The sequence below is a fragment of the Vibrio rumoiensis genome, from assembly GCF_002218045.2.
GTDB lineage: Bacteria > Pseudomonadota > Gammaproteobacteria > Enterobacterales > Vibrionaceae > Vibrio > Vibrio rumoiensis.
The window spans coordinates 1,618,602-1,642,117 of sequence record NZ_AP018685.1; the positions used below are offsets into that span (position 1 = coordinate 1,618,602).

Sequence of the window (23,516 nt, forward strand, 5' to 3'; positions counted from 1 at the left end):
ATGAAGCGTGCGCGAGTTCACGCGCATTAACTTATAAAATAGAAAATGAGTCCAATGAGAAAATTTTGTCGTAAAAACAAACAAACTAAATGCTCTATAGGCGAGAAAACACCCAGAAAAGTGCAGGTTTAACACAGGCATAACCATAAATAATATAAGCCTGTTGCGTTTCAGTTGAAGTCAGCAATAATAGCGATAATCTATAACGTTAAGACAATACAACTATGCGCTATTACTTCAATTTTCTGCTTATTCTATTAATCACTTTTTCGGGATCTTCATTTGCACAACAAAATGAAGAAGCATTGAGCAAAAGTGAGATTATTCAAATCACTAACACCATGAAAGGTTTGGCTGATAAAGCGAAAACATTAAAAGGTGATCGCTTATCCATTGTTCAATTAGAAATTTACAATATGAACCAGAAATTGCGTAAAGAGCTCAATAACGCAATTGATAGAAAGGATCATGATGTAAAATTCTTAACGTCACAAATAGAACTGCAAACCAAATATTACGAATTTTATCTTAAATACGTAGAAAGTAAGCTCGATTCAATGCAAGTGGATATTGAAAAATCCAGTAAAGATGAACGCTTATTAAAACAGATTCCATTAAATGAAATGCGCACAGCACAAGCGAATTTGTACGCCGAGCAATATCAAAACTACGCTTGGCTACAGAAACTGGATGTCAATGTCGATGATAAGCTAAAATCCTTTGCGGCTCGTTTAGAGGAACTTGCCCACTATACTTCCGCCGCTCTCAATTATTCACTTCGACATAAAGAGTTACTTCAAAGCCAATTAGATGGCCTACCGGCAGGGCAAACTGATCAAATTAATTTGGAAGTCTCTTACTTACAACGCGATATTGATACTTACAGTAAAGCCTTAGCACTATTAGTCGATACTGGCGACTCCCTGAACATCAATACCGTTGAATTAAGACATGAACTATTTATTGCGACTGGTGATATCACTCATGACTTACTCAGTTGGGCGGTATTGAAATCAACCGTTATCAGTTGGGCGAATCAATTTAGCAGTTGGTTTCGAACCAATAGTCCTAACATGATTTTTAATGTCTTCATGTTTGTTTTGATCATGGTGATTGCCAGAATTCTTGCTCAATTTACCCAGACAATTTTAAAGAAAGCAGTTAGAGCGCCTCATTTAAAACTCAGTAATTTGATGCAACAATTTATTGTATCAATGTCAGTCAAAATGATTTTTTGTGTGGCACTCTTAATTGCACTGGCTCAAGTCGGGCTTGACCTAACGCCTGTGATTGCAGGTTTAGGGGTGGCCGGTATCATTATTGGTTTCGCGCTACAAGATACCCTCTCTAACTTTGCCTCTGGCATGATGCTGCTTATCTATCGCCCATTTGATGAAGGCGATTGGATTAACGCCGCTGGGGTTGAAGGAACGGTAAGCCACGTAAGCCTAGTGAATACCACCATTCGAACCTTTGACAACGAAGTATTATTGGTTCCAAACTCAAAAATTTGGATGGAAGTGATCATCAACCGAACTTACGAAAGAGTACGTCGGGTCGACATGGTATTTGGCATTGGCTACAAAGATTCCATTCCAAAAGCTGAAAAAATATTTGAAGACATCCTCGCCGCCGATGAGCGAGTATTAAAAACGCCAGCACCAATCATTAAAGTGAATACTTTAGGAGAATCCTCTGTCGACTTTATTGTTCGACCATGGGTCAGAACCGATGATTATATGGATGTGATGCGTGATTGTACTCGTGAAGTCAAAATGCGCTTTGACGCGGAAGGCATCAATATTCCATACCCACAACGTGATGTGCATTTACATATCACCAGTGAGCAAGCTGCGGCAATAAAAAAAGACCTTCCAGACGCTTAAATCATTGATAGAAAACATTCCAAAAACGCCCTTATTCACCATGATGATAAGGGCGTTTTTTTATCTGGCTTTTATTGATCTAACTACATGAAAGGCTATTAAATAGTGATATGATTCTGGTCACACTTTTAACCTATGTTGTGGCCATTGTTACTATGAACAAGAAATCCTTCTCTCTCTTACCGATACTTTTTTTATCGGTGATCATAGTCATCAGCATCGGTTATACCGTCAAACAATTTTATAATGTTGAGAAACGCCTTACTGATAACACCGAAGAAATATTCAATAAAACCGTCTATGCCAGTTATGATCTCATCGATACCTCCGTCAATGATTCTCTTAAAAATTACTTACGAGGCATTGCCTTCTCAATTAGTAAAATGCTCGAAACCAGCCAACAAGAACATTTAGACGACCGAAAAGTTCACTCCACATTAAACGCCTTCATCCAAAATACTCGCATTGGAAAAGATGGCTATATTTCTATCTTAGATACCTCGGGCAAGCTCATCTACCATCCATATGCGGCCGGAAGAAACATTTCTGAAAATAGTTTTATCCAAAACCAACTCGCTCATGACCAAACCTTTCTAGAATACAAATGGAAAAACCCTGGCGAAAATCAAGAACGCCTCAAAGTTGGTTACTCCTTAAAAATCGATAACGGTTATGTGATTGATGTGTCGGTTTATAAAGACGAAATGATCAACCTCGTGAATAAGGAAACACTAAAAACAAAGCTTAAAAAGTATAACTTCGGCAAGACAGGCTATGTTTATGTCGTCGATAATAAAGGTACCCTTATTCTGCATCCAACCAGTGAAGGTAAACCTATCCGTAGTTTAATTGGTGATAGCGCCGATGAATTTATGGAAAAAGCACACACAAAACCGGAAGGCACTTTTACCTACCCACTTCTCACACCAGGCGGCAATACTGTCACCAAAACGGTGTCGTATAAATATTATCCATATCTTGATTGGATCATTGCATCGGGTATTTCTCAAACAGAACTGACTCACCCAACCGATCAACTTTGGCAAGGTTTAACCATGGCTGTGATCAGTTTATTACTGATTATTACGGTATTGATCATTGGGTTAAACTCTCGTCACCAGCGCATTCTGATGATTGAACGAAAAGACTTCTTAACCGGTCTGAACAACCGACGTAGCGTGATGGATTACACCACCTCACTAGAACAAAAAAATGGCCTCACCTACTCTGTAATTATCTTTGATATCGATAAGTTTAAAGCGATTAACGATACGTTTGGCCATCATGAAGGCGATTTGGCGATTCTAGAAACTGCGAAGATTTTGAAAAACTATGAAAGTAAAAAAGTGATTGTTTCTCGCCATGGTGGGGAAGAATTCTTAATTTTGCTCGAAGATATGCATACGCAACAAGCCTATTTATTAGCCGAACTCATTCGTCAACGAGTCTCGAACATCACTCACCTGCAATCACGCTTTACCATCAGTGCCGGTATTTATGAAAGCTATGTGGGCAAAGAAAAAATCAGCGAATCCATTTCTCATGCTGACCATGCGTTATACCAAGCAAAACAAACTGGTCGTAACAAGGTCGTGATTTACCAACCGGGCTTTGAACAAAAAACTCACGGTGATAAACAGTAGCCTCATTACTCACTAAGTATTCCTGAGCATCACCACTTTCTCAGGAATACGCTATGTGCTCAGAATACTCTCATTTCTTAGAAATAAAGCCGCATCTCCGCCGCGTTGCTCAACGCCACAGATAAGATACTTAGCCACACTCTCTAGTTAAACAACCGGCCTAACCACGCAGAAGCCAGATCGCCCCAACATTCCACTTCTGGCTCAATTTTCAAACCGGTTCCATCGTCGGTCAGTGCGTTGGCCCGTGAAATCCCATGTGGCCCTCGTTGAAAAATATGTAGCTCATAAGGGATACTGTGTTCATCGAGCGCACAAGCAAATTTTAAACTGTCAGAAGCGGGAACCGATTGGTCTTCCGTGGTGTGAAACAAGAACGTGGGTGGTGTATGCGCACCAACGTTATGGTGGCAAGTGATCGTCGAGATCATCTGTGGGTCATCAAACTTGTCACGTAAAATATTTTTCAAATTGGCTTCTATGTTTAATTTCATCCACTCGGTTGTGATCACAGGGTAAGCCAATAACAAAGCATTTGGCTTATGCTCTTGTCCTTTAACCCCTGCTAGGTCTTGATATTCACTACGATTCCATAAAGTGCCGACACTGGCCGCTAAGTGCCCACCAGCCGAAAAGCCCAACAAGGCAATTTTATCAGGGTCAATATTGTAGTCTTGATGCTGCTGACGAACATGAGCAATCGCTTGGAAGGCATCTAACATAGGTTGTGGAAAGGCGGCATGCTCTTGAATGGAGTAACGCAAAATAAATACGTTGTACCCTTTAGCTAACCAAGCAAAGGCTACCGGATCGGATTCTCGCTGCGACAGCATTTTATAACCACCACCGGGCAGAATAATCACCGCTGGTAAGGCTTGTTGCGTTGGCAGTTCACTGCATTGAGGTTGGATATAGGCGGTTAAACTGACTCGCTTATCCTGCGAAAAATACACGACATCTTGTTGCATGTTTCATCCTTAAAATAGAAATTGTTATTTCAAACTACTGGGATATTAACAAAAGACGTCGTGTTAGCTAAAAGTTTCTCTATTTGATATGAGGGTTAACACGCATTTGGTACCCTCACCCAACCTTCCATTAAAATGCGAGCACTGCGGCTCATGGTGGCTTTTTCTATCTTCCAACCTTGCTGACCATTTTCAAGATCCGCAAACGTCGCTTTCGCCCCAACTTTCAAGGTGCCAGATGGGTGACCAAACACCACCGACTCTCGCTCTCCACCGCCTGCCGCCTTATTGACAATCGTACCGGGTACACTCGCGGCCGAGCCTATCGCAACCGCCGCTGTGCCCATCATGGCATGGTGTAATTTGCCCATCGACAACGCTCGCACTAATAAGTCTACATCGCTTTCAGACACGAGTTGACCACTGGACGATGGATAACTTTTCGGCCCACTCACAAAGGCAATTTTGGGCGTATGTTGACGAGTTTTCGCTTGTTCAAGCTGATCAATTAATCCCATCTGTAAGGCGCCATAAGCGCGAATTTTTTCAAACATCGCCAGCGCTTTCTCATCATTATTGATGTCATCTTGCCGTTCTGTTCCTTGATAACCCATCGCTTGAGCATCAATAAAAATGGTGGGAATACCGGAATTAATAAAGGTTGCTTGAAACGTTCCTACCTCAGGCACAACCAACTCATCGACCACATTGCCGGTGGGAAACATTGAGCCTTCACCATCGGCTGGGTCCATAAAATCCACCAGAATTTCCGCCGCAGGAAACGTCACGCCATCTAATTCAAAATCGCCTAACTCTTGAACTTGCCCATCACAAATCGGCACATGAGTGACAATCGTTTTATTGATATTACATTGGCGAACTCGAACCGACATGACACCATTTTTCGGCAATGCTTCCGGCGCTATCAACCCCATGTGAATCGCACATGCGCCCACTCCCGAGGATAAATTGCCACAGTTACCGCTCCAATCCACAAAAGGTTTATCAATCGACACTTGTCCGAATAGATAATCGACATCATGATCAGGGCTGTCGCTTTTCGATAGCAACACCACTTTACTGGTACTGGAGGTCGCGCCGCCCATGCCATCAATTTGCTTGGCGTATGGATCGGGGCTACCAATCACACGCAGTAAAAACTGATCTCGCTTATCACCGGCTTGCTGACACTCAACTGGCAAATCGGCGACATGAAAGAACACCCCTTTACTGGTGCCTGCACGCATATAAGTGGCCGCCACTTTCCGTTGAAAAGGCTGACCACCAACCTGTGACACCGTCACTGAATTATCCATACTGCCACCCTCTTAATGCGCTAAAAAGTCTTGAGCGAAACGCTGTAATACACCGCCAGCTTGATACACCGACACTTCATCTGCAGTATCCAAACGACAAGTCACCGTCACATCCAATTTCTCACCGTTATTTCGAGTGATCTGTAAGGTTAAATCACAGCCCGGAGTGATCTCGCCGGTCACGTCATACAATTCAGTACCATCTAAGGCTAAACGATGGCGATCAACACTAGCTTTAAATTGCAATGGCAACACGCCCATCCCGACTAGGTTGGTTCGGTGAATACGCTCAAAACCTTCCGCAACAATCACCTCAACGCCTGCAAGACGCACTCCTTTGGCTGCCCAATCGCGCGATGAACCTTGTCCGTAATCTGCGCCCGCCACAATGATTAATGGCTGCTTGCGCTGCATGTAGGTCTCAATCGCCTCCCACATACGTGTCACTTTGCCTTCTGGTTCAATACGAGCAAGCGAGCCCTGTTTCACCTCACCATTTTCAGTAACCATTTCATTAAATAACTTAGGGTTAGCAAACGTGGCACGTTGCGCGGTTAAGTGATCGCCTCGGTGGGTCGCATAAGAGTTAAAGTCTTCTTCCGGTACACCCATTTTAGCCAAGTATTCACCAGCGGCGCTCGACGCTAAAATCGCATTCGATGGCGACAAATGGTCGGTGGTAATATTGTCACCTAAGATCGCCAATGGACGCATGCCTTTCAAAGTACATTCTCGAGCCAAAGCCCCTTCCCAATAAGGCGGACGGCGGATATAAGTACTCATTTCACGCCAATCATAAAGCGGTTTGGTTTGGTACACTCCGGTGTCTTTTTCAAACATCTTGACGTAGATTTGCTGAAACTGCTCAGGCTTCACATGCTCGCTCACCACCTGATCGATTTCTTCATCGGTTGGCCATAAATCTTGCAAATAAATCGGATTACCTTGTGCATCTTGCCCCAGTGAATCACGCTCAATATCAAAGCGAATGGTGCCCGCTAATGCATAAGCGACCACCAATGGCGGAGACGCTAAGAAAGCTTGTTTAGCATAAGGATGAATGCGGCCATCAAAGTTACGATTGCCAGATAACACTGCGGTGGTATAAACATCTCGCTCAATGATTTCTTGTTGAATAACTGGGTCTAACGCGCCACTCATACCATTGCAGGTAGTACAGGCGTAGCCAACAATCCCAAAACCGAGCTTTTCTAATTCAGACAACAAACCCGCTTGTTCAAGGTATAGCTTGGCCACTTTTGAACCGGGAGCAAACGAGGTTTTCACCCAAGGTTGACGCACTAATCCAAGTTGATTGGCTTTTTTCGCCACCAATCCAGCAGCCACCACATTACGAGGGTTACTGGTATTGGTACACGAGGTAATGGCAGCAATGATCACCGCGCCATCTGGCAATTCACCTTCGGTCTTTTGCCATGCACTGGCAATGCCACGTTCAGTGAGTTGATTGGTCGGTAAGCGGCGATGCGGATTCGATGGTCCTGCCATATTGCGCTGTACGAGTGAAAGATCAAACTCCAGCACTCGTTCATAATCGACCTGAGTGAGATCATCTGCCCACAAGCCAGTGTGTTTGGCATAGTGCTCAACCAGCGCCACTTGTTCATCATCACGGCCCGTTAATTTTAAATATTGAATGGTTTGCTCATCAATATAAAACATACCGGCACTGGCGCCGTATTCTGGCGTCATATTCGAAATGGTGGCACGGTCGCCAATGGTGAGTTCTCGCGCCCCTTCGCCGAAAAACTCTAGATAGGCAGACACGACTTTTTGCTCTCGCAGAAATTCAGTAATCGCCAATACAATATCAGTGGCGGTAATGCCGGGCTGACGTTTCCCCGTTAAGTTGACGCCGACAATATCCGGCAAGCGCATCATCGACGGGCGACCTAGCATCACGGTTTCCGCTTCTAAGCCACCAACGCCAATCGCAATCACGCCTAATGCATCCACATGTGGCGTATGGCTATCGGTTCCCACGCAAGTATCAGGAAACGCAATGCCTTGCTGAACTTGTACAACTGGCGACATTTTCTCTAAGTTAATTTGATGCATAATGCCGTTGCCTGCGGGGATCACGCTGACATTTTCAAACGCCGTTTTACACCACTCAATAAAGTGAAAGCGGTCTTCGTTACGACGGTCTTCAATCGCGCGGTTTTTATCAAATGCCTCTTCATCAAAGCCTGCATGCTCCACCGCCAATGAGTGATCGACGATCAATTGTGTTTCGACCACTGGGTTTACTTTCGCGGGATCGCCCCCTTGTTGAGCAATAGCATCACGCAAGCCCGCTAAATCAACCAATGCGGTTTGACCGAGAATGTCATGACACACCACTCGCGCCGGATACCAAGGAAAATCCAAATCACGTTTACGTTCAATTAACTGACGCAACGAGGCTTCTAAATGCTCAGGCTGACAACGGCGCACTAAATTTTCAGCTAACACGCGCGAGGTATAAGGTAAGCCTTGATAAGCCCCAGCTTGAATCTCATCCACCGCAGCGCGAGCATCAAAATACTCAAGCCCAGTGTCCGGTAATACTTTTCGATATTGATTGTTCATGTCACGTCCTTATCTATTCTGTGCCTTGGCGCTTAAGCTCGCTGATCGATGGGAATCCATTCTTGATGCTCAGGGCCTTCATAATCAGCACTTGGACGAATAATTCGGTTATTAGCACGCTGCTCAAACACATGGGCAGCCCAACCCGTGAGCCGGCTCATTACAAAGATTGGCGTAAACAATTTGGTCGGAATATCCATGAAGTGGTAAGCCGAGGCATGAAAGAAATCGGCATTGCAGAATAAATCTTTTTCTCGTTTCATCACCGCTTCGACACGTTCAGACACCGCATAAAGATGAGTATCACCCACCGCTTGAGAAAGCTTCTTCGACCATGCTTTAATCAGCGCATTACGTGGGTCACTCTCGCGGTAAATCGCATGACCAAAGCCCATAATTTTGTCTTTATTGGCCAGCATTTTCAGAATATTGGTTTCGGCTTCTTCTGCGCTGCGCCAATCTTGGATCATTTCCATCGCCGCTTCATTAGCACCACCATGCAATGGCCCACGCAAACTACCAATCGCCGCCGTTACGCATGAATGAATATCCGACAACGTGGAAGCACACACACGCGCCGTAAAGGTTGAGGCATTAAATTCATGCTCGGCATATAAGATCAGCGAACAATGCATCACTTTTTTATGCAATTCGCTTGGGGCTTTATCGGTAAGCAGTTTTAAGAAGTAACCGCCAATGGAATCTTCCGTTTGGTCGAAGGTATCGACTCGTACACCATCGTGGCTAAAGCGATACCAGTAACAAATGATCGCAGGGAACAACGCCAACATTCGCTCAGTGGCCGCTTGTTGCTCGGAAAAATCCATTTCTTGTTCAAGATTGCCTAATACCGAGCAGCCGGTACGCATCACATCCATTGGGTGCGCTTCTGCTGGGATCAATTCAAGAGCTTGTTTTAATGCATCCGGCAGGCCACGCAAACCAATTAACCGAGTTTTATACTCGTCTAATTCAGCTTGGTTGGGTAAATGCCCTACTAACAATAAATGGGCAACTTCTTCAAACTGGGCATGATTCGCCAGATCGGTAATGTCATAACCACGGTAGGTTAACCCTGTACCCGACTTACCGACGGTACACAACGACGTAGTACCGGCACTTTGTCCGCGTAATCCTGCTCCAGCTAAAGCTTTATTTGTCATGTTGAACTCCTTTTTATTTCACAGTATTGGCTCTATTGGCCATGGCGTTATAACGCTGTATTACCTGTGAAATCCTTTCATGTTATTGGTTATTAGTTGCGAGATCCGAGTGCGCTCTGCTTCGAGTAGCGAGTAAAAGCCTTGTACGCTACTCGTCACACTCACCTCGAAACAATCTTTTTCGCTTTTCGGCTCCCGAGCGCAGCGTCCTCGAAACTCGGATCTGCTCTTACACGTAGCGAAGCGTTCACGCCACACGCAACTCGAAACAATCTTTCTCGTTTTTCGGCTCCCGAGCGTAGCGTACCCGAAACCCGGATCTGCTCTTACACGTAGCGAAGCGTTCACGCCACACGCAACCCAAAGCAATCTTTCTCGCTTTTCGGCTCCCGAGCGTAGCGTCCTCGAAACCCGGATCTGCTCTTACACGTAGCGAAGCGTTCACGCCACACGCAACCCAAAGCAATCTTTCTCGCTTTTCGGCTCTCGAGCGCAGCGTCCCCGTTTCTCGACACCGCTCTTCCACGCAACTCGGCTCTATTTTGGTTCCTCAGAAAATAGTCGATCCAGCTTATCTTCATAATCATGGTATTTAAGATGCTGATACAGCTCTGCTCGGGTTTGCATTTGGTCTAATAATGCTTCTTGATTGCCTTCGGTGAGCAAATGCTTATACACATTTTCTGCCGCGCGGTTCATCGCTCGAAAAGCGCTTAATGGATAAAGCACCATATCCACCTTGGCTTTGGCGAGTTGTTCACCACTAAACAATGGGGTTTGACCGAACTCGGTGATATTGGCAAGGATCGGTACGTGGCGTCCGAGCGCCGATTGCAGCGCCTCAGAAAATTGCACATATTGCTCCAACTGGTTCATCGCTTCTGGGAAAATCATATCTGCGCCCGCTTCAACACACGCAATCGCGCGCTCAATCGCCTTATCAATGCCTTCAACCGCTAAAGCATCGGTTCTTGCCATCACCACAAAACTGTCATCAACTCGCGCATCCACTGCCGCTTTTACCCGGTCGACCATTTCTGCCTGGCTGACAATCGCTTTATTCGGGCGATGACCGCAACGCTTTTGCGCCACCTGATCTTCCATGTGAATCGCCCCTGCTCCGGCTTTTTCCATCGCTTTGATGGTACGGGCAATATTGAACGCCCCACCAAAACCGGTATCGATATCCACCAGCAAAGGCAAATCACACGCATTGGTAATCCGCTCTACATCTACCAATACATCATTTAACGTAGTAATGCCTAAATCCGGTAAGCCATACGAGGCATTGGCAATACCGCCGCCAGACAAATAAATCGCTTGATGGCCTATATTTTTTGCCATCATGGCACAATAAGGGTTAATCGTGCCGACAATTTGCAGTGGGTCATTTTGCTCGACCGCAAGCCTAAATTTTTGTCCTTGAGTCAATGTTGCCATGGTGGTTCTCCTTAACTAAAAACGGTCTCGATGATTTATGGAATTTGTTGTTCGATTAATTTTCGACTACTAGAAATATGCCGACGCATCAGCATCTCAGCCAATTCTTCGTCTCGGTTCTTAATCGCTTGGAAAATAAAGAGGTGTTCATTTAATGCATCGTTCGGGCGAGAGTGTGCTCGTGGCGACTGATAACGATACATTCGCAATAAGTGATAAAGCTCATCACACAGCAACGCGATAAGCTGAGCATTGCCACTGGCTTTAATGATGCAATAATGAAAATCGAAATCGCCGTATTGATGAAAATACGACTGCCCTTCCGATTGATTAATATGTTCAGAATGTGTCGACAATACTTGTTCAAGCGCGGCGATCGCCTCATCCGACATATTGCGTGCTGCCAACCGCGCCGCCATGCCTTCTAATGCTTCACGCACTGCGTATAAATCGATTAATTTTTGTTGAGAAAAGGTCGTCACGCGCGCGCCAACATGCGGAATACGCTCAATTAACCCAAGCCCTTCCACTCGCATAATCGCTTCACGCAACGGGCCACGGCTAACCGAAAAGCGTTTGGCCAGCTCAGGTTCCGAGATTTTACTGCCCGGCTCAATCTCGCCATTGACGATCGCTTCAATGAGGTACTCAGTCAAACTCGCCGACTTAGTATGCTCTTTTACTTCAGAAACAGGGGTTATTACATTATCCATTCACCCTCACTCCAACACCAAAGTGTCAACAATGTCGTTTTAATGGTGATAAATTAATCGATATAGAGTGGTAATGTCAAAAGGATTGTCGACAGTTTGAGCGTTATTGATAGAAAAGAAATTAAGAATGTGAGCGTGGTGGCAAAAGTAGTGACTCTGACAAATCTCATCAATACTAATAAGCATTTTTAAAGCGATAGCTACTTACTCATGAAGGATTCTTATAAGCCACTCTCATTTTTTCACTTCAAATCGAATAAAAAATAAACATTCGGCTAGACAATGTTTTTAATAGAGATAATGTCAAAAACTAAAGTACCTCATTATGCCAAAAAGAAGTAAATCACTTTTTCTAGAATTCATTAACCTACCATGGTGGTGCAGCGTAATTGCATCAGCAGTCTGTTATGTATCCCTAAACTACTTAATTCCAGGTTATTTAGCCAACATGACAAACAAAGGGACATCCATTACTCATGCAATATCTGGCGGGCTATCAACTGGCATAATGACTATTGCTCCAATCGTGAGCTTATTGTTTCTATTTACTGCTCTACTTTCATTCATTCGCACATTAAAGATTAAAACCACATACTCAAAGACATCAACCACCGAAGATCTATCGAAGCTTAGTTGGCTTGAGTTTGAAGCTTTAGTTGGCGAGCACTATAGAAAACAAGGCTATCAAGTGAAGCAAAGATTGGAGCATGGTGCTGATGGAGGAATCGATCTAAAAGTATCTAAGGAAGGAGAAAATCATTTAATACAGTGTAAGCATTGGCGCTCACAGAAAGTAGGTATACAAGTTTTAAGAGAGTTATATGGTGTATTATTGGATAGCAATGCCGTAAAAATGATTGTCATTACGACTGGAGACTTTACCCTTGAGGCTCAAAACTTTGCTCTTAATAAGCCATTTGAACTGATAAACGGCACTCAACTTAGTCACCAATTACACAAAATACAAAAGCAGAAAGATACTGATAACGATATACCTAACCTTAAGATTAATACTGTTTCAACTGCGTCACAGTGCCCTATTTGTCAGTCAAGCTTAGTGCTAAGAACAGCAAAAAAAGGCACAAATGCTGGTAGTCAATTTTATGGTTGTGAAAGCTTTCCACGCTGTCGGTACACTCGGTCTTGAAACAGAAAACTATAAACCTTTAAATAATACCCCTCGATGATAACCAAGGTATTTTTTATGTTCTGGCATTACATTAAATGACATATCTTCGTTTAAACCTAGCACATCTGGTTTTTCTAAATACTTAGAAATTAGAACCTTGCCATTATCATTAAAAGAAATGAACCCTAGGTCAAAAGCTTTATCCAAATTAGCTAAAAGTAATAAACCGTTGTATTTATCTAGTCGTTCTTGGTTATTAGAATCCCGCCAAGGCTTAATATGCGAAGCGACTAACATTTGGGTATTCTTATACTGAGTAACGGCGCAACCTCGCCACATATCAACTAACTTTGCTCTAAAGTGCCCTTGCCCCATCCGAGTATTAACTAAAATTGTCTTTTCCGTCTCTGTCAGTTTTTTATCACTCAGCACATGACGGATATCAGCATCTAGATCAACCTGAGATAAATCAGCTAAAAACTTATGGTAATGACTTAGCGCTGAGCTATACATACCATTCCCTTTAGCATCACGAACTTTAAACTCTTGTAACTGGCGAGCCTGATTTTCAAAGTTAACAAACAGGTGATACGACTTAATTTCTGTTAGAGCCTCTGAAATGATTCCTTTCTCTATCATCCAATTGGAAATAGAGCCTCGAATTGCTCCAAGATAATTGATTGCTGTTTTTTCTGACTTACCAAGATCTAGCAACCACTGATGGAACAACGATGATAGATTAGAAAGATTTGAAACTAATGATTCTTTTAGCTCATTAGAAACAATATAGCTTCTCATGTAATTAAACAGTTCATCATCAACATAAGCGTATGACACAGCTTTTTGTGAATAACTTTTTGTATTTTGCTCATCATAGCCATCGTTATAAACAAGATGCCAAAAACCTTCGCTTCGTAAATGGAAATAAGGATTTTCAGGGCTATTCCTATCATTGCCTTGAGCAAATTTGTCAAAGTAATGTGTGAACCTATCTTTTAAAACTGTATTAAATTCAATTTTATTTTCAGATAGATTCCCTGCTTGAATCAAATCCATAACCGTTAATAGCATGCAAACCTTATGCGGACTCTTTTTACCATTAGAAGTATTAACATTAAGACTGCTAAATTTATTTAAGTAGTAATCGTGCGACACTTTTAATCCTCGGTAACAGAAAGCTATATTCGATTTAATACAACCGTTTCCCAAGTCACGGAGTTACGCTGCAACACATCATCAGAACCGGACTGTTGGCATATCACCAACCCGACTTGATTGGCTAATTTTTCAATTTCTTTAATCGACACATCGTAGCCTTCTCGCCCATCATCAAAAGTGCCATGACGTAGCGTAATCACGATCTTACCTTGAGCATTTAATCGTTCAGATAAAGCCTTTAATGAAGCAGCACGCACCTCAACCGGAATATGCATCCAGACCGCAGATAATAAGATCAAATCAAACTGACGAGATAACGCCTCAACACCCACTAAATCTGGTAGGTAGTCTCCAAACCATTGAATCGAATCTGGTGAGTTTTGTTTTCCTAGCTGGCGTAAATTATCGCAAGGCTCTACTGCCACGACGGAACACCCTTGATTCACAAACCAACGAGAATCACGCCCTGAACCAGCACCAATATCTAAAACGTTATAGCCAGATTGAGGCCAATACTCTTGCCAAGACTGATGAACAGATTCAAACGTCACCGAATCATATTGTTCAACAAATTGAGCAGATTTTTGGTTATAGACAGCAATCGTTTGTGACATAGAAAACCCAAGGTAAGTCATTTGTTTATAATGATATATGACTCAGTTAGATATGGCGATGGGAGATAAAGAAAAGATAGAGGTCTGTATGGCAAAAAAGCCCTAGCATTTCTGTTAAGGCTTTAAGCGAGGAGCAGTATTATTTCACTCCACTTAACATATCAAAAATAACTCGCGCAAATTGTTTGGTTTTATTCGGGTCAGACAACAACTGCATCATCTGCTCTTGGTGTGCTTCGTTACTATTCAAAATCGCATCATCAATAGCGCGAGGGAAGTCACCCAGCATAGCTTGCTCGCGAGTATTATTGGCTATTTGACTCATTACGGTTTCATTTTCTGTGAGCTTGTCACGCACCGTAAAGGCATAATTGATCATATCTTTGTCGGTCAGATTGTCAGTAACAAACACCTCGTTCAATCGCTCAATGATGTAAGACAAAAATTCTTCTTTCTTGTCCTTTGGTTTGGCTGTACCTACGTCGTTACTTGGGTGCAGTTTGTACTCTGGCGCATTCTCTTGAAGCTGAATGTCCTGCTGGCGGATTTTTGAAAGACGATAGTGACTCATGACCACATTACCAAGATCAAGTTCATCCTCTTCAATCACCTTCTCGCGTAACATTGGCCGCAAGTGCCGCGCATACAAACTCAACTTCTCTAGCTCTTTGTCATCGTAATCGACAATCTGCGACATAAACTCATAAAAGCGAACAAAGCTACCCAAATCTTTCTTGAAAATCTCTAGGCAGTCTTTCTCCTGCTTACACTCTTTGAAGGTGTTTTCCGCATTAGCGATTAACACCGCATCGCCTGTTTTTTTAGTGCGTTCAAACATGTTCTTGGCACGAATGTATTCTTCAACCGCAGAGCTGTAACGCTTGCGCCAACGGTCAATGGCTGGCTTACAGATATTACTTATCGCCGCATTAGACTTGTTCTTGGTAAAGAAGGCATCAACGAACTGCTCGACTTCAGACCACAAGAAAATTCCACTTGCACGCAGCTTCTCTGCTAGGTCGAAAATCTTATCAGGGTCAGTGACATCCTCAAGCTCTGCCACTTGGTAATAAGGCTGAAAAGCATCAAGAATATCTTGCGGATCGTTGTAGAAATCGAGTACAAAAGTACCGCATTCAGCTTTGCCCAGATAGGTACGATTGAGACGAGAAAGCGTCTGTACACATTCAACCCCCGCCAACTTTTTATCCACATACATAGCGCAAAGCTTCGGCTGGTCAAAACCAGTTTGGAACTTGTTCGCCACCAGCATCACTTGATAATCATCAGTATCAAAGGCTTTACGCAGCTCGCGGCCTTTCAGCTCAGGGTTCATGTTGTGCTCAGTAAACTTCTGATCCATAAACGCGGTACTGTCTGGGTCAGCGGCGTTAAATTCCACTTCACCAGAGAAGGCGACCATCGCACGAATCCCTGCATAACTGTTTTCTGTTACGTATTTATCAAAAGCCAACTTGTAGCGCACCGCTTCTTTACGTGAGCTAGTGACCACCATAGCTTTTGCCTGACCACCCAATAAGCCCATCACGTTCTTTTTGAAGTGCTCAATAATCACTTTCACTTTTTGTGAAATGTTATGGTCATGCAAACGTACCCAGTTATTGAGCTTCACCTTAGCCTTGCCAGAATCGACCTCTTTGTCTTCTGCTTCTAGCTTTTGTTTGAGCTGATAGACCACTTTGTAGTTGGTGTAGTTCTTCAACACATCAAGAATGAAGCCTTCCTCAATCGCCTGACGCATTGAATAAATATGATAAGCCACTGGCAAGTTACGTTTAGAGGCTGGCTGATCGGGATCAGGTCTTCGGCCAAACAACTCAAGTGTTTTTGGCTTTGGTGTCGCAGTAAAAGCGTAATAGCTCAGGTTGGCACTGCCTCGACGTGCTGCAACAGTGGCATCCAGAATATCTTCTGATGAAAGCTCGGTGTCATCGTCGGCTTCATCCGTCATCAACACTTCTTTGAGCTTGCGCGCAGTTGAGCCAGTTTGTGACGAGTGCGCTTCATCGGCAATGATGGCGTAACGACGCTCTTTGAGTGACGTTGAATTCTCAATCGCCTTTAACACATGCGGGAAGGTTTGAATGGTCACGATAATGATTGGCTGAGAGGTTTCTAGTGCCGTTGCCAACTTCTCTGATTTAGAGCCATCGCCCTCGTTGCGGTTGATGCGCCCCACCACACCATCAGCATGTTCAAACTGATAGATGGTGTCTTGTAGCTGGTCATCCAGTACGGTGCGGTCTGTCACCACAATGATTGAATCAAACTGCTTGTTACCCTTATCATCATGCAGGGTCGAAAGTTGATGCGCTGTCCATGCAATTGAGTTCGACTTGCCCGAACCTGCACTGTGTTGGATCAGGTATTTATTGCCAGTGCCCTCTTCAATTGCGGCATTAACCAGCTTGGTGACCACATCCCACTGGTGGTAACGCGGGAAGATCAGGGTTTCTTTCTTGGTTTTACGCCCCTCCCAATCTTCCTTTTCTTCAATTTGAAGATGGATAAAGCGCCCGATAATGTTGAGCAAGTTGTCTGGCGTTAATACCTCATTCCACAGGTAATCCGTAGCGTAACGGTTCTCATCTTCAGGAATATCATTACCTTTACCACCATCATGCGTGCCTTTGTTAAACGGTAGGAAGAATGTCTCTTCACCCGCAAGCTTGGTCGCCATGTAAACTTCATACTGGCTGACCGCAAAATGCACTAACGCACCACGTTTAAAGCTCAGAAGTGGCTCTGTTTTTTTTGTGGCAGGGTCTTTCGGCAAGCGGGTCAGTTTGTACTGCGCAATGGCATTTTCTACCGCTTGTTTAAATTCAGATTTAAGCTCAAGCGTAGACACAGGTAAACCATTCACAAACAGCACTAAGTCAATGCGCCAATTTTTGGCTTTTTTACCAGTGGCGTCTAATTCTGCTTGGGTAGCATACGGGCTATAAACTAACTCTGGTACGATACGGCAGATGTTTTGCTGATAATGCGCTAAGGTCTCAGGGTTGAGGTTATGCTCTGGCTTAAACTGACACAATTCAAAGCGGGCATTGCGGATTTTCAAACCATGACGCAGCACACCCAAGGTGCCAAAGGTACGTGATGCGCGATCAGTCGCGTTTTCATCGGCTTTTTTAAGCTGAACCACCAGCGCATCTAGGAAGTGGCGCTCTGAATCTGTGGGGAAGACTTTGCACAGCTTCTCCCACTCTTTCGGCTGCGTCTGTTTGATAAAGCTCAGCACATCCGCTTCGTATAATGCCGATTCACGGTTGTAGCCTTCGCCTGTACCTTGCACCCAGCCATTGGCGATCATCTGGCTGATGATGTCGTCCTGAAATATCCGCTCGATTGTTGTGTCTTTCATAACCCTGTTCTTCTTATTTTTGATAGCCAACTAAAGCAAAATGCCACTCTGCTTTCCCGACGAGAGTGGCAATAGGCTTAGGCGGTTTGTTCCAACGCTTGCTCTTGAGATGTTGGCGCTTGCCAGTTGCGCACGTCAATCTTGCCAGTGACAGCGGCTGAGATAATCGCCGTACGGCGTTCCTTTAGAAGATCCACTTGCTTCCCTGCTACACTCAGTAATTGGTCATATTTAATATTCTGGCGTTTGATTTCCGAACAAATCTCCTTCTGTTCTGCAAGTGGAGGGAGTGCTACCTTCGTTCCGAGAAAAGCCCCATGATTTAAATCTGGGATAGTTGTTGTTCCGGCTAGCATGAGTAAGTGCGATTTTAACTCCTGTACTTTCAACAAGTTTACAAGAAAATTTTTCACAATTAGCTTTGAGTACTTAACCTTGAAAAAGTTATTATGAAAAGCACCATAAACTCCGGTTACAACTTCTCCTGTCGCGCCAGTTCTTGCGAGTAGAACGTCATCTTTGAAGCAAACAACTCGAGATGATGGTTTATGAATGTATTCTTTATACTCTGAAGCTTCACCTGCATGTATAGACTTTATCGTGATGTATTCTATTCTATTTACATCTGGCTCATAAAAACGTTCGCTTTGCGGAATCTGTAAACCTTGAGATAACGATGTAAACCTACGAAATTGAATGACATCCCAATGCTCAGGCACTTCCCCTAACCACTCCACACCTGAATCTTTCATTGGTGCGTGTGGGTTCAATCCTTTGGTTACCGCATGGCTGATCACCGCTTGGCGTTTTTCTTTCAGCAGCTTAATCAGTTGCTGCTGTTTTTCAATCAAGGTGTCAATCTTGGCGGTTTCGTAAGTCAAAAAGGAAAGAATAGTGCTTTGCTCCTCGATATCAGGCAAAGGTAAAAACAAGCTTTTGACAATACTTGAATTCAAACCATGCATGATTGAGCCTTTACCTTGCTGTCTAATCTGGAAAGCAACTTCAGGTGACTCATCAATTAGCAACTTAAAGAATTCAGACTTCACTAAGTCTTCCCTCACTCTCAAACGAAGCAAATGAGAGTCAATAATTCCTAATGCGGCAGCCTCAGGAACAATTTCGCATTTACCACTCGTTCCCATCATAGTAATTAGGATGTCACCCGGACTGGCTTTATATACTTCCATCTCCTTAAACTTAGCATCACTAATTCTTCTCTTTCCCAGCAAAAAATTCTTTTTGATGACATTCTCTTGCCCAAATACAAAAATGCCATTTTCCACCATGTCTTCAAGTTTTAAAGCGCTTCCAAATGGCCCAATCTTGATCCCTTCCGCTCCGTCTTTCAATAGGTATCTAATTTGCTTTGTGTTCCAATGCGATGGAAGCTCTTCTAAGCCGCTAATATCTGTAATCTGATACTCTGGATAGGTCTTATACTTACCCATTACGAATGTACCTCTTGCAGTAGCTTCATAATGTCGGCACTCACTTCATCCAAATCGGCATCAATTGCTTCTAGTGCGCGTGGTGGTTGGTAAACATAAAAATGGCGGTTGAATGGGATTTCGTAACCCACCACACCAATTTCATTGTCTTTGTCATCGCGCTTGTCAGCGTTGATCCAAGCATCAGCAACGTGTGGCTGTACTTCGCGCTTAAAGTAGCTTTCGATAAGGGTTGATGTGCTCACACTTGGATCAAGCGGCACGTTCTCGTTATCACGCAGGTCGCCATCTTGTTGGAACTCAACCACCTTGCCTTTATAGTCAAAAGCACCGTAAAGCGGTTGTGCAGTTTCTTTGAACACTTTTTTGATCACAGGTTCTGCGTCTTGATTCTTCCACGTTACCGCATCAATAAACTGCTTTTTCTGTTTGGCATCGAACTTGATGCCAGTAGCTTTAAACGCGCCTTTCAGTGTTAGTTCAAACTGATTGAAATCGTCGGATTGCTGCGCCTTTCCGCCAAGCTTGCCACCAACCGCTATTTGCAAGGTTTTGGTATTATCCATCAATTTTTTCTGGCTGAGCCACAATTTGCTGTCCAGAACGTCTTTGATTTGTCTTTCTTTAAGCTCTGGGAAATCGGCTTTGATCAGCGCACGCACTTCTGCTTCCTCGTCAATCAGTGTGCCGTATGTGTCTTCTGTCCACTCTGTACCAAATTGCTCATAAACTGCCTGCATTACGGCGTTAAATGGCTTAGGTGCAAAGCGCAGAGACTCCACTGCTGCATCGGTAATTTGTGCAGACAAGCGTAGTGGGCGTTCAATGGTCAGACGACGATAACCAAACTCATGAGTACTAAAAATCTTACTCGCGAAAGTTTTAGCCGCTTGTGTTTTTGGTGTCGCTGACTGACGGCCACGGTTAGACTTTTGCTCTGCTGGTTTATCAAGTTCGCGAGCATCCACCACTTCAAAATCACCAAAGCTGCGAGTAATGGTTTTAATGTCATCTTCACTCATTAGGTTGCGCTTTGAGCCAAGAGACTTACGCATTTTCCCGCACAAGTTAGAACCATCGATAAGCTGTACTTTACCTTTACGCTCTGGGGCTTTTTTGTTGCTCAGAACCCAAACATAGGTCGCAATGCCTGTGTTATAGAACATATCGGTAGGTAGCGCGACAATTGCTTCAAGCAGGTCGGCCTCAAGGATGTAGCGGCGGATCTCACTCTCACCGCTACCCGCTCCACCAGTAAACAGAGGTGAGCCATTGAGGATAATGCCGATACGACCACCATCGGTGACTTGGTTATTTACATTTTTATCTTTTATTGGCGAAATAGGGCGCATCTTGCTGATAAGGTGCATCAAAAACAGCAGCGAGCCATCAGACACACGCGGTAGACCTGCACCAAAGCGACCATCAAAACCTTTTTGCTGGTGCTCGTCTTTGATTTCACTTTCAATCTTTTTCCAATCCACACCAAACGGCGGGTTAGACAGCATGTAGTCAAACTTATCGGCTGGCAGTTGGTCGTTCGATAGAGTGTTGCCCAGCTTGATGCGACTAACATCTTGCCCTTTGATAAGCATGTCGGCTTTACAGATCGCGTAGGACTCTGGGTTTAGCTCCTGACCAAACGCACGCATCACCGCTTTTGGATTAAGCTCGTGCACGTATTCCATACCAGACGAAAGGAAGCCACCTGTACCCGCAGTTGGATCATAGATGGTACGGATGATGCCATCCTTAGTGAGCGCTTCGTCGTCTTCCATGAATACCAAAGAAGTAGTCAAGCGCACGATGTCACGCGGGGTAAAGTGTTCACCAGCCGTCTCATTCGAGCTTTCCGCAAAACGGCGGATCAACTCTTCAAACACTAAGCCCATATCATGGTTTGAAATGTTCTTTGGGCTAAGGTCTGTGGTAGCAAACTTCTTCACCACGTTGTAAAGCAGGTTGGCATCTTCCAGCAGACCGACAAATTCATCGAACTTGAAGTGTGCAAATATTTCTCGCGCATCTTTTGAGAATGACTGCACATACTTATCAAGATTTGCCTTGATGTTGCTTTGTCCCATCTTGCCAAGGTTCATCGGCGAGCTATTGAAGAACGATAAGTTCTTGGAGCGGTCTTTTTCTTCAAACGTAGCTCGAAGCAACATTTTTTCACGTTGATTTTCATCGAGAGGGTCTTTACCCAAAGAAAGCAATTTTTCACTTAACGCTTCTACTTTTGGAATTTCAGCAAGCAGTGATTCTTTACTTGGCTCTAGCACGCACTCCAGACGACGAAGCAGGGTAAACGGTAAGATCACGCGGCCATATTGAGATTGCTTAAAGTCACCGCGAAGTAGGTCAGCAACCGACCAGATAAATGCAGCGGTTTGGGAGAAATTGTTGTTCGTCATAATATATTCTGGAAAAACCTAGAAAAAAGTTGTCGGAGATTATACATAAACATCAATAAAGATGTGTGAGCTATTGGAGGTATCATGCAAAAACGTTGCTGAATATTTCGTCCCAAATAAAAGTCACCTACGAAGTTAAAGAGTTTTTCAATAATCGTCCGACTAAAATGCAGTCACGTTGTTATATAAATCTCAAAACTGGAGAACGTATCAATTTTTATTTTTGCCTAACTCTCCCTCAGCGGTTACTTATTAGCCACCTATATTATAAATATTAAACAATCGACCTTTAATCCTAGGAAAATCTCCCAAATCGCTTGACCTTCCCGAGCATAATCATTAAATTAGCGCCTCGTTGAGCAAAGCCTTGACACAAAATTCGGTGAGTTGTCCGAGTGGCTGAAGGAGCACGCCTGGAAAGTGTGTGTACGGCAACGTACCGAGAGTTCGAATCTCTCACTCACCGCCACATTATAAAGGTCTGATTATTCAGGCCTTTTTTATTTTAAGTCAGTGAACAAAGTAGCAGACAATGGTATGCTGCTTTAACACTATCAAATCAGCCAAATATCTCTTTTAGCCATCCCCACAACTGGCTTAAATAATTATTTGAAGTCTTTCTAACTTGCTCTTCATTGACCTATATCAGCTATTTAATTTTATATAAGCCTACTCTATGTAAAGTTTATTAAGTGCACGATAAACTTAAATAGATAAACAATATTACAATACTTAAGAGCAATGAGAATTTATGAAAAAAATCCTATCGGTAATCCTAGTTACTTTCATCACTTTGTCCTCTGCTAGCGCTTTGGCCTGTCCTAAAGGCCAACACCCATACGGAGGAACCGGCCCACATCATAAAGGTGGATACTGCTCTTATTAATGAAAGTTCTCTAATCTACTGAAACTTAAGTAGATTAGAGTGTACTCCTCATCCAATTCACAGCAGCCGCTAAACGATAAACCTACCTCTACTATTCAAATACAAAAATAGCCAGCATCTGGCTGACTATTTTAAACTTAAATAAAGCTGATGAATTATCCTACGTATAAGCCGGCACTCTAAACCACTTGCGGCAGGCATCCAAAAACACGCCATAAACCACGCCCATGGCTCCAGCGACGACAGCATTACTGATTACCGCAGTGACGATTTGGCTTGGGGTGGCGCCAACGACCAATAGAATCATGGCGTAGACTGGTGATTGAAACGTGACGTAGGCAAACATGTCGGCAATTTTTTTCATTCCACGTTTCTCAGAGATACGTTGGCTGTTGCGTAATACCCAGTCTCGAAATAAGCCGTATGGAATGGCGATCACTATATTCACCGGAATCGATAAGGTTCTTGAGGCGAGTGATTGATGAAATGACATGCCTGATACAAAGATTTCTATCGCCATACCGGCAATAAAACTAAACACGACCATTGCAAACATATCGGCTGCGGCTTGGCGAAAGCGGGCTGAACCAGAAAACGACATTTGCTTACCTACCTATCAAGAATAAAAACCCAATAAAATTGATGAGTTAAGTCGTGATTCACTACCCTTCTCACTTTAAGCAGATTATATTCGCACTCACAAAGTAAAATCAAAGCATTAAAAACCATTTATATAAGTTTTAATGGTTTTTATA

Annotated in this window: 15 protein-coding genes and 1 tRNA gene; 4 read left to right on the forward strand and 12 right to left on the reverse strand. The window is 43.6% G+C overall.

Annotated elements, in window-relative coordinates; genetic code table 11:
- Positions 1-305 precede the first annotated feature (305 nt).
- Positions 306-1,886, forward strand: coding sequence for a mechanosensitive ion channel family protein (locus tag VRUMOI_RS07490; RefSeq protein WP_162598349.1), 1,581 nt, complete (start codon positions 306-308; stop codon positions 1,884-1,886).
- 155 nt (positions 1,887-2,041) lie between these two features.
- Positions 2,042-3,529 (forward strand): diguanylate cyclase domain-containing protein, encoded by a 1,488-nt coding sequence (locus tag VRUMOI_RS07495; protein WP_162598350.1) that lies wholly within the window; start codon positions 2,042-2,044, stop codon positions 3,527-3,529.
- A 143-nt stretch (positions 3,530-3,672) separates the two neighbouring features.
- Here VRUMOI_RS07495 and VRUMOI_RS07500 read toward each other — a convergent pair whose 3' ends face one another.
- The 6 genes from VRUMOI_RS07500 to VRUMOI_RS07525 form a co-directional block, all read right to left on the reverse strand.
- The gene (locus tag VRUMOI_RS07500) at positions 3,673-4,497 is read right to left on the reverse strand and encodes an alpha/beta hydrolase (protein ID WP_089139754.1); all 825 of its coding nucleotides are present in this window, start codon (positions 4,495-4,497) and stop codon (positions 3,673-3,675) included.
- A 95-nt stretch (positions 4,498-4,592) separates the two neighbouring features.
- A complete protein-coding gene (gene prpF / locus VRUMOI_RS07505) occupies positions 4,593-5,813 on the reverse strand; it encodes a 2-methylaconitate cis-trans isomerase PrpF (RefSeq protein ID WP_089139753.1) in 1,221 nt (406 codons plus the stop codon).
- Between the two features lie 12 nt (positions 5,814-5,825).
- Complete coding sequence (gene acnD / locus VRUMOI_RS07510; RefSeq protein ID WP_089139752.1) at positions 5,826-8,405, reverse strand: Fe/S-dependent 2-methylisocitrate dehydratase AcnD; 2,580 nt, start codon at positions 8,403-8,405, stop codon at positions 5,826-5,828.
- A gap of 32 nt (positions 8,406-8,437) precedes the next feature.
- Positions 8,438-9,568 carry a bifunctional 2-methylcitrate synthase/citrate synthase gene (prpC, locus tag VRUMOI_RS07515; RefSeq protein ID WP_089139751.1) on the reverse strand — a complete coding sequence of 377 codons (1,131 nt, stop codon included), beginning with the start codon at positions 9,566-9,568 and terminating at the stop codon, positions 8,438-8,440.
- A gap of 537 nt (positions 9,569-10,105) precedes the next feature.
- Entirely contained in the window at positions 10,106-11,008 is a 903-nt protein-coding gene (gene prpB / locus VRUMOI_RS07520) for a methylisocitrate lyase (RefSeq protein ID WP_089139750.1), read from the reverse strand.
- 35 nt (positions 11,009-11,043) lie between these two features.
- On the reverse strand, positions 11,044-11,721 hold the full coding sequence (locus VRUMOI_RS07525) for a GntR family transcriptional regulator (protein ID WP_089139749.1): 678 nt from the start codon (positions 11,719-11,721) through the stop codon (positions 11,044-11,046).
- A 325-nt stretch (positions 11,722-12,046) separates the two neighbouring features.
- Between VRUMOI_RS07525 and VRUMOI_RS07530 the strand changes: the two genes are divergently transcribed.
- Positions 12,047-12,868 (forward strand): restriction endonuclease, encoded by an 822-nt coding sequence (locus VRUMOI_RS07530; protein WP_089139748.1) that lies wholly within the window; start codon positions 12,047-12,049, stop codon positions 12,866-12,868.
- 9 nt (positions 12,869-12,877) lie between these two features.
- Here the strand turns inward: VRUMOI_RS07530 and VRUMOI_RS07535 are convergent, their stop codons facing one another.
- The 5 genes from VRUMOI_RS07535 to VRUMOI_RS07555 all read right to left on the reverse strand — a co-directional run bounded on the left by VRUMOI_RS07535 (position 12,878) and on the right by VRUMOI_RS07555 (position 21,875).
- On the reverse strand, positions 12,878-14,005 hold the full coding sequence (locus tag VRUMOI_RS07535; RefSeq protein ID WP_089139747.1) for an HNH endonuclease: 1,128 nt from the start codon (positions 14,003-14,005) through the stop codon (positions 12,878-12,880).
- A gap of 23 nt (positions 14,006-14,028) precedes the next feature.
- Positions 14,029-14,622, reverse strand: a complete 594-nt coding sequence (locus VRUMOI_RS07540) for a class I SAM-dependent methyltransferase (protein ID WP_089139746.1) — start codon at positions 14,620-14,622, stop codon at positions 14,029-14,031.
- A gap of 139 nt (positions 14,623-14,761) precedes the next feature.
- On the reverse strand, positions 14,762-18,010 hold the full coding sequence (locus VRUMOI_RS07545; RefSeq protein WP_089139745.1) for a type I restriction endonuclease subunit R: 3,249 nt from the start codon (positions 18,008-18,010) through the stop codon (positions 14,762-14,764).
- A 77-nt stretch (positions 18,011-18,087) separates the two neighbouring features.
- Positions 18,088-19,461 carry a restriction endonuclease subunit S gene (locus tag VRUMOI_RS07550; protein ID WP_089139744.1) on the reverse strand — a complete coding sequence of 458 codons (1,374 nt, stop codon included), beginning with the start codon at positions 19,459-19,461 and terminating at the stop codon, positions 18,088-18,090.
- Positions 19,461-21,875 carry a type I restriction-modification system subunit M gene (locus VRUMOI_RS07555; RefSeq protein ID WP_089139743.1) on the reverse strand — a complete coding sequence of 805 codons (2,415 nt, stop codon included), beginning with the start codon at positions 21,873-21,875 and terminating at the stop codon, positions 19,461-19,463. Before VRUMOI_RS07555 ends, VRUMOI_RS07550 begins: the two co-directional genes overlap by 1 nt.
- Positions 21,876-22,256: 381 nt before the next feature.
- Between VRUMOI_RS07555 and VRUMOI_RS07560 the strand changes: the two genes are divergently transcribed.
- Positions 22,257-22,344, forward strand: a tRNA-Ser gene (locus tag VRUMOI_RS07560).
- A 577-nt stretch (positions 22,345-22,921) separates the two neighbouring features.
- Here the strand turns inward: VRUMOI_RS07560 and VRUMOI_RS07565 are convergent.
- A complete protein-coding gene (locus tag VRUMOI_RS07565; RefSeq protein WP_089139742.1) occupies positions 22,922-23,362 on the reverse strand; it encodes an L-alanine exporter AlaE in 441 nt (146 codons plus the stop codon).
- Positions 23,363-23,516 lie beyond the last annotated feature (154 nt).

What these genes read in the sequence shown, in the direction of transcription:
- VRUMOI_RS07500 (WP_089139754.1), bottom strand. Translation starts at nt 4,497, where the DNA reads ATGCAACAAGATGTCGTGTATTTTTCGCAGGATAAGCGAGTCAGTTTA.
- prpB (WP_089139750.1), bottom strand. Translation starts at nt 11,008, where the DNA reads ATGGCAACATTGACTCAAGGACAAAAATTTAGGCTTGCGGTCGAGCAA.
- prpC (WP_089139751.1), bottom strand. Translation starts at nt 9,568, where the DNA reads ATGACAAATAAAGCTTTAGCTGGAGCAGGATTACGCGGACAAAGTGCC.
- VRUMOI_RS07530 (WP_089139748.1), top strand. Translation starts at nt 12,047, where the DNA reads ATGCCAAAAAGAAGTAAATCACTTTTTCTAGAATTCATTAACCTACCA.
- VRUMOI_RS07550 (WP_089139744.1), bottom strand. Translation starts at nt 19,461, where the DNA reads ATGGGTAAGTATAAGACCTATCCAGAGTATCAGATTACAGATATTAGC.
- VRUMOI_RS07525 (WP_089139749.1), bottom strand. Translation starts at nt 11,721, where the DNA reads ATGGATAATGTAATAACCCCTGTTTCTGAAGTAAAAGAGCATACTAAG.
- VRUMOI_RS07540 (WP_089139746.1), bottom strand. Translation starts at nt 14,622, where the DNA reads ATGTCACAAACGATTGCTGTCTATAACCAAAAATCTGCTCAATTTGTT.
- prpF (WP_089139753.1), bottom strand. Translation starts at nt 5,813, where the DNA reads ATGGATAATTCAGTGACGGTGTCACAGGTTGGTGGTCAGCCTTTTCAA.
- VRUMOI_RS07495 (WP_162598350.1), top strand. Translation starts at nt 2,042, where the DNA reads ATGAACAAGAAATCCTTCTCTCTCTTACCGATACTTTTTTTATCGGTG.
- VRUMOI_RS07565 (WP_089139742.1), bottom strand. Translation starts at nt 23,362, where the DNA reads ATGTCGTTTTCTGGTTCAGCCCGCTTTCGCCAAGCCGCAGCCGATATG.
- acnD (WP_089139752.1), bottom strand. Translation starts at nt 8,405, where the DNA reads ATGAACAATCAATATCGAAAAGTATTACCGGACACTGGGCTTGAGTAT.
- VRUMOI_RS07555 (WP_089139743.1), bottom strand. Translation starts at nt 21,875, where the DNA reads ATGACGAACAACAATTTCTCCCAAACCGCTGCATTTATCTGGTCGGTT.
- VRUMOI_RS07545 (WP_089139745.1), bottom strand. Translation starts at nt 18,010, where the DNA reads ATGAAAGACACAACAATCGAGCGGATATTTCAGGACGACATCATCAGC.